At 68.1% G+C, this 8,098-nt stretch carries 13 protein-coding genes; 5 read left to right on the plus strand and 8 right to left on the minus strand.

Annotated elements, in window-relative coordinates; translation table 11 throughout:
* From H261_RS21830 to H261_RS21840, 3 genes are all read left to right on the plus strand, one after another.
* Nucleotides 1-518: DNA polymerase (locus tag H261_RS21830; protein ID WP_008622051.1), on the plus strand; the 518-nt coding region annotated here is incomplete at its 5' end.
* A gap of 260 nt (nucleotides 519-778) precedes the next feature.
* Nucleotides 779-985, plus strand: coding sequence for a hypothetical protein (locus H261_RS21835; protein WP_040477184.1), 207 nt, complete (start codon nucleotides 779-781; stop codon nucleotides 983-985).
* Nucleotides 986-1,005: 20 nt separating this feature from the next.
* The gene (locus H261_RS21840; protein WP_152427051.1) at nucleotides 1,006-1,266 is read left to right on the plus strand and encodes a hypothetical protein; all 261 of its coding nucleotides are present in this window, start codon (nucleotides 1,006-1,008) and stop codon (nucleotides 1,264-1,266) included.
* A gap of 6 nt (nucleotides 1,267-1,272) precedes the next feature.
* Here H261_RS21840 and H261_RS21845 read toward each other — a convergent pair whose 3' ends face one another.
* The 8 genes from H261_RS21845 to H261_RS21880 all read right to left on the minus strand — a co-directional run bounded on the left by H261_RS21845 (nucleotide 1,273) and on the right by H261_RS21880 (nucleotide 6,904).
* Entirely contained in the window at nucleotides 1,273-2,637 is a 1,365-nt protein-coding gene (locus H261_RS21845; RefSeq protein ID WP_008622058.1) for a DUF4139 domain-containing protein, read from the minus strand.
* Nucleotides 2,638-2,695: 58 nt separating this feature from the next.
* A complete protein-coding gene (locus tag H261_RS21850) occupies nucleotides 2,696-3,292 on the minus strand; it encodes a BON domain-containing protein (protein ID WP_008622060.1) in 597 nt (198 codons plus the stop codon).
* Nucleotides 3,276-4,019, minus strand: a complete 744-nt coding sequence (locus H261_RS21855; RefSeq protein WP_008622062.1) for a TVP38/TMEM64 family protein — start codon at nucleotides 4,017-4,019, stop codon at nucleotides 3,276-3,278. Before H261_RS21855 ends, H261_RS21850 begins: the two co-directional genes overlap by 17 nt.
* Before the next feature lie 106 nt (nucleotides 4,020-4,125).
* Nucleotides 4,126-4,869 (minus strand): glycosyltransferase family 2 protein, encoded by a 744-nt coding sequence (locus tag H261_RS21860; RefSeq protein ID WP_008622064.1) that lies wholly within the window; start codon nucleotides 4,867-4,869, stop codon nucleotides 4,126-4,128.
* On the minus strand, nucleotides 4,866-5,819 hold the full coding sequence (locus H261_RS21865; RefSeq protein ID WP_008622066.1) for an acetyl-CoA carboxylase carboxyltransferase subunit alpha: 954 nt from the start codon (nucleotides 5,817-5,819) through the stop codon (nucleotides 4,866-4,868). Before H261_RS21865 ends, H261_RS21860 begins: the two co-directional genes overlap by 4 nt.
* A gap of 82 nt (nucleotides 5,820-5,901) precedes the next feature.
* Nucleotides 5,902-6,219 carry a Rieske (2Fe-2S) protein gene (locus H261_RS21870; RefSeq protein ID WP_085988791.1) on the minus strand — a complete coding sequence of 106 codons (318 nt, stop codon included), beginning with the start codon at nucleotides 6,217-6,219 and terminating at the stop codon, nucleotides 5,902-5,904.
* Nucleotides 6,216-6,629, minus strand: a complete 414-nt coding sequence (locus tag H261_RS21875) for an EVE domain-containing protein (RefSeq protein WP_008622070.1) — start codon at nucleotides 6,627-6,629, stop codon at nucleotides 6,216-6,218. The genes H261_RS21870 and H261_RS21875 overlap by 4 nt, the downstream gene beginning before the upstream one ends.
* Nucleotides 6,629-6,904, minus strand: a complete 276-nt coding sequence (locus H261_RS21880; protein ID WP_008622071.1) for a YciI family protein — start codon at nucleotides 6,902-6,904, stop codon at nucleotides 6,629-6,631. Before H261_RS21880 ends, H261_RS21875 begins: the two co-directional genes overlap by 1 nt.
* 56 nt (nucleotides 6,905-6,960) lie before the next feature.
* Here H261_RS21880 and H261_RS21885 point away from each other — a divergent pair, with 56 nt between their 5' ends.
* Both H261_RS21885 and H261_RS21890 read left to right on the plus strand, forming a co-directional pair.
* Nucleotides 6,961-7,584: a DUF4337 domain-containing protein gene (locus H261_RS21885; RefSeq protein ID WP_008622073.1), complete on the plus strand. Its 624-nt coding sequence runs from the start codon at nucleotides 6,961-6,963 to the stop codon at nucleotides 7,582-7,584.
* Nucleotides 7,585-7,680: 96 nt separating this feature from the next.
* Entirely contained in the window at nucleotides 7,681-8,097 is a 417-nt protein-coding gene (locus tag H261_RS21890) for a bacteriohemerythrin (RefSeq protein WP_008622075.1), read from the plus strand.
* Nucleotide 8,098: the final 1 nt, after the last annotated feature.

Here is an 8,098-nt window from a genome sequence, read left to right on the forward strand (position 1 = left end):
CCAAGGCCATCAATTTCGGCATCATCTACGGCATCAGCGCCTTCGGCCTGGCCGCCCAGCTGGGCATTCCCCAGGGCGAGGCCAAGGCCTATATCGAGGCCTATTTCGCCCGCTATCCCGAAATCCGCGCCTATATGGAGCGGACCAAGGAGGAAGCGCGGGACAACGGCTTCGTCACCACCTTGTTCGGCCGTAAGGTCTTCACGCCGGGTATCAAGGACAAGAACGGCGCCATGCGCGCCTTCGCCGAACGCGCCGCCATCAACGGCCCCATCCAGGGCGGCGCCGCCGACATCATCAAGCGGGCGATGATCCGCCTGCCCGCCGCCCTGGCGGCGGAAGGGCTCGCCGCCCGCCTGCTGCTCCAGGTCCATGACGAACTGGTGCTCGAAGCCCCCGAGGCCGAGGCCGAAGCCACCGTGGCGGTGGTGAAAAGCGTCATGGAAGCCGCCGCCACCCTGTCGGTCCCCCTGCTGGTGGAAGCCGGCATCGCCGACAGCTGGGACGCGGCGCACTGATCAGCCGATACGGGCACATACCTTCGCCATGATAACCGACGCGGGAAATGACGCTTATGCAGAGTCTGCGGTTACAGTCCATTTACAGAGTATTTAATAAAATGGCGAAGTAACCAGCTAAGCATTACAATAGGCATATTTGTAATGCGGCTATAATTCTGTTGCGGCGGCGATTCCTGAAATCATACTATCGCCCTATGACAAGTCCTTGTCATAGGGACGGGACGAAGCGCCCCGGCACTGGCCGGAAGGGGGGTATCATGGATGCAGCGACGTTGGAGATGGTGTTGACCGCCTACGACGAAACGGTTCAGGATGCCTTGTCGGCCGGACACGGGGATGGCGTCGCCCATGCCGAGGGACTGACTGCGGCGGCCATGCTGCTGGCGGCGGTCACCGGAGTGGAGGATTCCGCCGCCCGCGCCGAGGTCGAGGCGCTTGATCCCAGACAGAGGCTCGCCGCCTAAAGGACGGCGACGATAGTTCCGTGGATGACGTTAAGGCCATGATCGAAACCCTGACCGAGGAAAAGAACCGGCTCGATTCCGAGCTGGACACGGCGCTTCACACCTTCGCCGAATACGAGGAAGGCATGAACGTCCGCTGGCAGACCGCCGACCCCGCCGCCCGCCAGGCGCTGATGGAGGAGCGCAATCAGGTCGAGGAACAGCTTGGCATCGTCGCCATGGTGGTGCGGCTCGACGAAATCCGCGAACAGCTGGACGCCCTGCGCCAGCAGGTGGCCTGATCCCCCCTATTTCATCCTGACGCGATAGCGCAGCACCGCCTCGCCCTTGGCGGGCACCGGGATTGTCCAGCGGACCAGGGCGGCGCTTTCCTTGACATGCGGCAGGCTTTCGTCGAGCACCAGCCAGTCGCCGCGGAAGGCTTCGCGCAAGGTCACCGTGGCCGCCTGATCGCCGCCATTGGCCAGCCGGACCTCCCAGGCGCTTTCCGTCACCTCGGCCGAAACCTTCTGGAAGTCGGTCTGCATCCGCCGGGCGGTGAGGTCGAAGGCCTGGCCCAGGGTCAGGCGGGCCTCGGCCCCTTCGGGCAGGGCCGGCAGATGATCCTCGCCCAGCAGGATGGCCTCGCCGCCGGGGCCGCGCATGGTCACCCGGACCGGACCGGCGGGTAGCGGCTTGCCCAGCCCGGCCTTGGCGGTGTTGGCGAAGGAAAGGCGCAGCACCGGATGAAGCGGCCGCGAGTCCAGGGCGCGCGACAGGAACAGGTGGGGCCCCTGCGGCTCGATCACCAGTTCGCGGCTGACCGTCACCTGGGTGGGCGGCAACAGCGGCACCTGCCGGCTTTCGCCGTCGCGCAGGGAGACCGGCCGGGGCAGGGTGTAGACGTGATAGGGGCCGGCCGCCTCCCGCGACGGCAGGGCGGCCGCATCGGCCATGGCGCGGGCCGCCATCATCTTGGGGGCGCCGCCGCCGGCCTGGATCGAGCCGGCCACCAGCCGGATCGTGGCGTCGGTGAAGTCAACGCCGCTGGCATTGCTGAGATCGGCCCAGACGGTCAGGGCCAGACGATCGCCCTTCAACTCGCCGCTGGCCTGGGACGACCAGGCCAGACCGTCGGCGGCATAGCTGAGGTCGAGGTCGCGCCGCCCCGCCGCATCGGACTCCACCCGGGCGCGGAACGACGGGCGCGGCGACAGGCCGGGGGCCAGGGAATCGTAGATGATGCGGTTGGGCCGTCCCGCCACCACCTTGCCCTCCGCCTCGAACAGCGGGACACCCTCGGCGGCCAGCACCCTGGCCTTCTGCGGCGGGGCGCCGCCGTCCCAGACCACCGTCACGGTATGGCCGAGATGGGCGGCCAGCTGCCGTTCCGCCGACAGGGCGCCGGGATCGACCCAGCGCTCGGCCACGCTGAGACCCGGCCCGTCGAGACTGGCGCTGCCCGGCCGGATGGTGCGGGGGATGCCGTCGAGGAGCAGGGAGAAGCCCCCCTTGTCCAGGGTGGCGCCGCGGCGGTCGCGGACCAGGGCCGGACCGTCCTGATGGAGGGTGAGCGACAGCAAGGTGCGGTCGCTGGCCGGAATTGCGATTTCGGCGGCGAGGACGCCGCCCGGCACGGCCAGGAGGCACAACAGGACGAAACGAGGGAGCATGGGGCGGACTCCAGGGCTGAGCACTCAACCCTGGAGCCTGAATGCGGCTAAACGATGGTCAGCGAACCGAAACCCGGTCCACCACCCACTTCACCCCGTCGAAGGTGCGGACGAAGGCGGCGGCCTTGTCCAGGTCGGCCTTGGTGCGGGTGGTGCCCTGCAGATAGGCGACGCCGTTGACCACACGGACCACATAGGCCCCGTTGATGTCGTCGTTGCCCAGCAGGGCCTTGTAGATGCGCTGTTCCAGATTGCCGTCGGGGACATACAGGGTCAGGCCGGGATTCTCGGCCAGGACCAGTTCGTCGTGGACCTGGGCCACGCCCTCGACCGAGCGGACCACCTGGTCGGCGCGGCGGCGCTGCTCGGGCTTGGCGACGGCGCCGGTCAGCAGCACGCCGCCGTCCCAGGCCCGCACCGACACGCCCTTGAAGGCCTCCCTGTCGGCCTGGTTGAGCAGGGCCACCGCCCGCTGCCCCACCGCGTCGTCCCAATTGCGCTCGCCACGCGGACGCACCACGCGGCCCTGGGCGTCGAAGCTCAGTTCGGTGGTGCGCGGCGGCGCGCTCAAGGTCGGCGCCTCCTGGTTCGCGGTGCAGGCCGCCGTCACGGCCAGCAGGCCGAGGGAAAGAATGATCTTAACCGGTCGCTTCATGATTTTCGTCGCCGTCTTCCTCGATGACCGCCTCGGTGGCGGCGTCCAGATGCCGGCCGTGGCGGAAGCGGCGGAACAGCCACACGCCCATCACCCCGGAGGCGACGAACAATACCACGCTGGCGCCGATGCGAAAGACCGGATCGACCTGGATACCGCTGCCCAGCAGCGCGAAGACCACGGTTTGCGGCAGATAGCCCAGGATGGAGCCGGCGAAGAAGGGGATGGCCCGCCCGCCCGACACGCCGGCGGCCAGATTGGTGATCAGGTTGCTGCCCACCGGCAGCAGGCGGATCAGCAGGGTCATGGCGAAGGTGTTGCCGGCCAGGAAGGCGTCGATGCGGGCGATACGCTCGGGAAAGCGATTGACCACCAGCTGGCGGCCCATGAAGCGGGAATAGAAGAACGTGGCGACGCAGCCCAGCATGGAGGCCAGACTCGACCACACCAGCCCCTCGGCGAACCCGAAGGCGTAGCCGGCCAGGAAACAGACCCCCTGGCGCGGCAGACCGATGCAGACGGCCAGCGCCCCGATCACCACGAACAGGACGTCGCCGCCGAGACCCTTGCCCTTGATCTCGGCATCGATCCAGTGGGTGTCGAGGGCGTCGCGCAGGCCGAGACCTTCCAGCAGGAAGCCGATCACCGCGAAGGTGGCGATCAGCACCAGCCCCTTGACCATGGCGCGGGGATTGAGGAAGGGATGATGGCGGCGCGGCTGGATCACGGCACACCGTGCAAGGCGCAGCCGAAGCGCGGGCGCGTTGAGCGCCCCGGAGCGCAAGCGGAGGAGCCAAGCACGCGGAGGCGTGCGCCCGGCGCCTGAGGATCTGTCATAGAGTCTTCTCGATCACCGGGTTGCGGGCCCGGCGCATCAGCCACATGACGCCGAACAGGTCGACGATGCCCACCCCCAGTCGGTTCCACACTCCGTACTTGGAGGTGCCGCGCTCACGCGGGCGGTGGTTGACCTTGACCACCTCGACGGAGCCGCCGGCGCGGATCACCAGGGCGGCCATGAAGCGATGCATGTGGTCGAAGCGCGGCAGGTCGAGGAACAGGTCGCGGGGCAGCAGCTTGATGCCGCTGCCCGAATCGGGAGTCCGGTCGCGCAGCAGCTTGGAACGGATGGAATTGGCCACCTTGGAGGACAGGCGGCGGATGCCGTTGTCGCGGCGGTTGGCCCGCCAGCCGGTGACCATCAGCCCGGGCCGCATGTCGTCGGGACGCGAGCGCCAATGGTCCAGCATAGTGGGCAGATCGGCGGGATCGTTCTGGCCGTCGCCGTCCAGGGTGGCGATCAGCCGGCCCGCGGCGTGCCGCACTCCGGTGGCCACCGCCTGGCTCTGGCCGCAGCTGGCCCTGTGCCGCACCACCTTGAGGCGGGGGTGGATGCTCCGGGCCTGCGCCAGCACCGCGGGCGTAGCATCGTCCGAGCCGTCGTCCACATAGACGACCTCGAACTCCACCCGGCCCTGCAACGCCATGTGAATCTCGTCCAGCAGCGGCAGGATGTTCTCGGCCTCGTTCTTGACCGGGACGACCACCGACAGTTCCGGAACGACGAGGCTGGTCACGACAGGCCCGCCCGCCCCATCTCCAGGAATTTCTCGCGGCGGCGGGCGCGCAGCACCCCGCCCTCGACGCCCCCAAGGTCGCGCAGCGCCGATTCGACGGCCATGGACAGGGTCTGCATCATCAGGTCGGTGTTGCGATGGGCGCCGCCCATGGGCTCGGGCACCACCGAATCGATGATGTTCAGCTTGTGCAGGTCCTGGGCGGTAAGGCGCAGCTGTTCGGCGGCGTCCTTGGCGTTCTCCGCCGAGCGCCACAGGATCGAGGCGCAGCCCTCGGGGCTGATCACCGAATAGATGGCGTGCTCGAGCATCAACACGGTGTTGCCGGTGGCCAGGGCGATGGCGCCGCCCGAACCGCCCTCGCCGATGATCACCGAGATCAGCGGCACGCGCACGTCCAGGCAGGTCTCGATGGACCGGGCGATGGCCTCGGCCTGGCCGCGCGCCTCGGCGTCGACGCCGGGATAGGCGCCGGCGGTATCCACCAGGGTGAGGATGGGCACCTGGAAATGGTCGGCCATCTCCATCAGACGCCGGGCCTTGCGATAGCCCTCGGGCTTGGCCATGCCGAAATTGTGCTTCAGCCGGCTTTCGGTGTCGTGGCCCTTCTCGTGGCCGATGACCATCACCGAGCGGCCGCGGAAGCGGCCCAGCCCACCGATGATCGCCTGATCCTCGGCGAAGGCGCGGTCGCCGGCCAGCGGCGTGAAGTCCTCGATCAGCGTCGAGATATAGGCCAGCGCGTGCGGACGCTCGGGGTGGCGGGCCACCTGCGTCTTTTGCCACGGCGTGAGCTTGGCGTAGGTCGAGCGCAGCAGCTTGTCGACCTTGGCCTGGAGCTTGGACACCTCGTCGGCGATGTTGACGTCGCCGGCATCGGACAGGTGCCGCAGCTCCTCGATCTTGCCCTCGAGCTCGGCGATGGGCTTTTCGAATTCAAGGATATGCATGGGGGAAACTCATACAGGCAGAGGGGCTTCGGGGCAAGCGGGACTCGAGCCCCGGTTCCGAAGATCGCGCCAGGACCGGCTTTCACGCCTTCGGCACCACCAGACCGTCGCGGATTTCGACGGGGAAGGGCTCGAGCGAACGCCCCAGGCAGGGGCCGCGGACGCAGCGCCCGTCCTCGATCTCGAACAGGGCGAAATGGTTGGCGCACAGGATCGAGGTCTGGAACAGGTCGAGGAACCTGTCGTCCTCCAGATTGAGCGGCGCCCCCACATGCGGGCAGGAATTGACATAGCCGAACACCTGCCCGCCCTTGCGCACCACGAAGACGCGCTTGCCGTCCACCACCATTCCCCTGGCGCCGGGATCACCGATATCGGCAAGGGCGCAAAGGGGCGTCACGGCGCAACGCCCCCCATGCCGCACAGGATGGCCCACGACCGCCCGTCCACCGGGCAGACCGACAGCCGGCTCTGGCGCAGCAGCGGCAACTCGGCCAGACGGGGATCGGCCTTGATCTCGGCCAGGGTCACCGGCCGGGCCAGCGGCGCCACCGCCTTGAGATCGGGGCACATCCAGCGCGGGTCCTGGGCGGTGGGGTCGGGATAGGCCTCGCGCGCCACCTCGACCACGCCGACGATGCGTTTCTCCTCCACCGAATGGTAGAAGAACGCCCGGTCCCCCGCCTTCATGGCCTTCAGGTAGTTGCAGGCCTGGAAGTTGCGCACCCCGGTCCAGGCGGTAACCCCGTCGCGCACCTGGTCGTCCCATGACCAGGCGGTCGGCTCGGACTTGACCAGCCAATAGGCCATCAGGGGAGCACTTTCCTGTAGCGGGTCACCGTGACGCTCTCGAACAGGCCGGCCTTGCCGTAGGGATCGCCGGCCAGGAAGGCGTCCAGCTCGGCGCGGTCGTCGGTATCGAACACGAAGGCGCTGCCGATCATGGTCTGGCCGTCGTCCGACAGCAGGGGGCCGCCGATGACGACCTTGGCGCCAAAGCCCTTGGCGTATTCCAGATGGGCGGCGCGGTTGTCGAGGCGGGTCTGAAGGTGACCGGGCTTGTCCTTGCACTGGACCATGAACATACTCTGGCACTCCATTCGGATAGGAAGCCCCCAGGGTAGCGGAAAAAAGGCCAGTCATGGAAGCCCACGAGACGCACGAGAAAATTCACGAGGTCGCCCATCACGACCATCACGGGGACCATCCCCACAAGGAAGGCAAAGCCAGCCGCAACAAGAAGATCGCCATCCTGATCAGCATCCTGGCCGCCTTGCTGTCCATCACCGAAGCCGGCGGCAAGGGCGCGCAGAACACCTCCATGGCCGCCAACATCGAGGCCTCCAACCTGTGGGCCTTCTTCCAGGCCAAGACCATCCGCATGACCACCATGCGCACCGCCGCCGACGCCCTGGAAGTGGCGGTGGCCGGCATGGTGCCCGAGGACAAGGCGCCCCAGGTGGCCAAGCGCATCGGCGACTGGCGGGCGGCGGCCAACCGCTACGACACCGAGCCCGAGACCGGCGAGGGCCGCAAGGAACTGGCGGCGCGCGCCAAGACCGCCGAGGCGGTCCGCGACCGGGCGCTGGCCGCCTATCATCTGTTCGAATACGGCTCGGCGGCGTTGCAGATCGCCATCGTGCTGAGTTCGGCGGCGGTGGTCACCGGCACCATCATGCTGGCCTATCTCGCCGGCGGCCTGGGATTGGTGGGGGCCGGCTTCGCCGCGCTGGGCTGGCTGGCGCCGACCCTGGTCCACCTGTAGCGCCACGCGGGATACGACCATCATCCGGCTTTCCCCCCGACCCCCGCCTCGGGTACAGTCCCGGGCGGGGTTCGGATATCGACCGGGAGGGGTCAGATGTCAATCGCCTGGGACGAGACGCTGGCGGTGGGCGATCCAGTCATCGACGCCGATCATCGGCGGATGATCGCGCTGATCGCCGAACTGGAGGCCGCCGCCAAGGACGGCGTCGATTGTTCCGGCGTCGCCGCCACCCTGCGCGACCTGTCCGAACTGTGCCGCGAGCACTTCGCCCGCGAGGAGGCCCTGCAGCGGGCGATCGGCTTTCCCGAGGCGGAATCCCACCGTACCGCCCATGACATGCTGCTGAAGCGCCTGGACGCCGTGCTGACCCATTACGCCAGCGGCTGCGACGAGGTCCGCGCCGGCATCGTCCGCACCCTGGGCGATTCGCTGGCCACCTGGCTGGTCAAGCACATCGTCGACAGCGATATGGAATTCAAGCCCTACGTGGCGGCGGGGCAAGGGGCCTAGG

The sequence above is a fragment of the Paramagnetospirillum caucaseum genome, from assembly GCF_000342045.1.
In the GTDB taxonomy this organism is placed as follows: domain Bacteria; phylum Pseudomonadota; class Alphaproteobacteria; order Rhodospirillales; family Magnetospirillaceae; genus Phaeospirillum; species Phaeospirillum caucaseum.

Bases quoted from the DNA above. Each gene is read 5' to 3' on its own strand.
- H261_RS21835 (WP_040477184.1), top strand. From the start codon at position 779: ATGGATGCAGCGACGTTGGAGATGGTGTTGACCGCCTACGACGAAACG.
- H261_RS21845 (WP_008622058.1), bottom strand. From the start codon at position 2,637: ATGCTCCCTCGTTTCGTCCTGTTGTGCCTCCTGGCCGTGCCGGGCGGC.
- H261_RS21850 (WP_008622060.1), bottom strand. From the start codon at position 3,292: ATGAAGCGACCGGTTAAGATCATTCTTTCCCTCGGCCTGCTGGCCGTG.
- H261_RS21865 (WP_008622066.1), bottom strand. From the start codon at position 5,819: ATGCATATCCTTGAATTCGAAAAGCCCATCGCCGAGCTCGAGGGCAAG.
- H261_RS21875 (WP_008622070.1), bottom strand. From the start codon at position 6,629: ATGGCCTATTGGCTGGTCAAGTCCGAGCCGACCGCCTGGTCATGGGAC.
- H261_RS21880 (WP_008622071.1), bottom strand. From the start codon at position 6,904: ATGTTCATGGTCCAGTGCAAGGACAAGCCCGGTCACCTTCAGACCCGC.
- H261_RS21885 (WP_008622073.1), top strand. From the start codon at position 6,961: ATGGAAGCCCACGAGACGCACGAGAAAATTCACGAGGTCGCCCATCAC.
- H261_RS21890 (WP_008622075.1), top strand. From the start codon at position 7,681: ATGTCAATCGCCTGGGACGAGACGCTGGCGGTGGGCGATCCAGTCATC.